This is a genomic window from Priestia sp. KCTC 13724, from assembly GCF_056820425.1.
In genome coordinates, this window is record NZ_JBXDLD010000154.1 from 1 (window position 1) to 1,189 (window position 1,189).

Annotated in this window: 3 pseudogenes; 2 read left to right on the forward strand and 1 reads right to left on the reverse strand. The window is 33.1% G+C overall.

Annotated elements, in window-relative coordinates:
- Together AC1UFB_RS17140 and AC1UFB_RS17145 are read left to right on the forward strand one after the other, a co-directional pair.
- A pseudogene (locus AC1UFB_RS17140) lies at positions 1-251 on the forward strand (IS701-like element ISPlan1 family transposase); the annotation flags it as partial.
- Positions 252-435: 184 nt separating this feature from the next.
- Positions 436-627, forward strand: a pseudogene (locus tag AC1UFB_RS17145) (DMT family transporter); the annotation flags it as partial.
- A gap of 238 nt (positions 628-865) precedes the next feature.
- On the opposite strand, the pseudogene AC1UFB_RS17150 reads toward AC1UFB_RS17145, so the two are convergent.
- Positions 866-1,189: pseudogene (locus AC1UFB_RS17150) on the reverse strand (hypothetical protein); the annotation flags it as partial.

Genomic DNA, 1,189 nt, shown 5'->3' on the forward strand with positions numbered 1-1,189 from the left:
ACTTTAAACAGGTCAAAGGCATGGTTGGCTTTAACGGTTATCAAGTCCGGAGTGAACGAGCGATTAAGCCTTTTTGGACCCTTGTCCAGTTCACCTATGTTTTTGCGATGTACCTTAGAAAGGCTGCCTTTAACCTAGCCATTCAGTGCATAAGAAAACAAAAAATCGGCAGTATCATTGAGTTTGTGTATCGTGAAACCACAAATGGAACGTCACTTGAGCAAATTAAAAATGAGCTCCAAGTGGCATAGGGTACCTATCATTTCTAATCGAATGGAAATATTTGTATCTAAAAATGCTCATTATCAGTTAATTAATTAGACGTCTTAATATTGAACAAATATACAATTGAGATTATTTTTATTGTCTAACAACTAACAAATTCGCTAAGGTGAGTTTTAGCAAATTTTTGAAAGGAAGGGACTTATCCTATATATGACTACTGTTATGTACATCTTTTGCTCCTTAGCTTGGGGACTTAATTTTATCGCTGTAAAGATCCAAGGTACACCAGTCAGTTTAGAATTATCTTTAGCGTATCGCTTAATTATAACAGCTATTCTGTTTGGTATTTTAGTACTGATTTTGAAACCTAAAGGAAAACCGCTGAAACAAGATATTCCATTTTCTTGACGTAGTATCAAAACCTATGTCTTCTAAAGAAATAACCTAGTCCAGTGAGAACAGCTATTAACCATGCTGTATCTTGTAAAAATTCCATGCCTGTTTTTTTAGAATTTTCTTCCTGAGACTGTTTTAACTCTTTTTTGCTTGTTTGAACATATGATCTTGGAAAATTTCTTCTTCCATGTAACCTAATCTTTCTTCTATTTCCCATTATCTTTAGACCTTTCTAAAATCACAATTATTGGCTTTCAATTAAATTATCTCTATAGAATTTCCTTAAACAGAAACTTACATATTCTCTTATATTTTCCACAGGAATTTTATAAGGATAGTCACAGCCAGTTTTATCTTCTGGATCTAATAATGGAACAAGGCTGGTTGTTGGAGTCTCAGTTACAAGTCTCATACCTGTATGAAGATATTTTGACCTTTTTTCATAGTAATCAACAAAGTCTTTAACTAGATGCTTGGGTAAATATTTAGAAGTTAGTTGCTCAAACTTCGCACCTAAATAATTAGATTCGATAGTTGGCTCTATTAGGTTCTTCATGATTTCAATAAA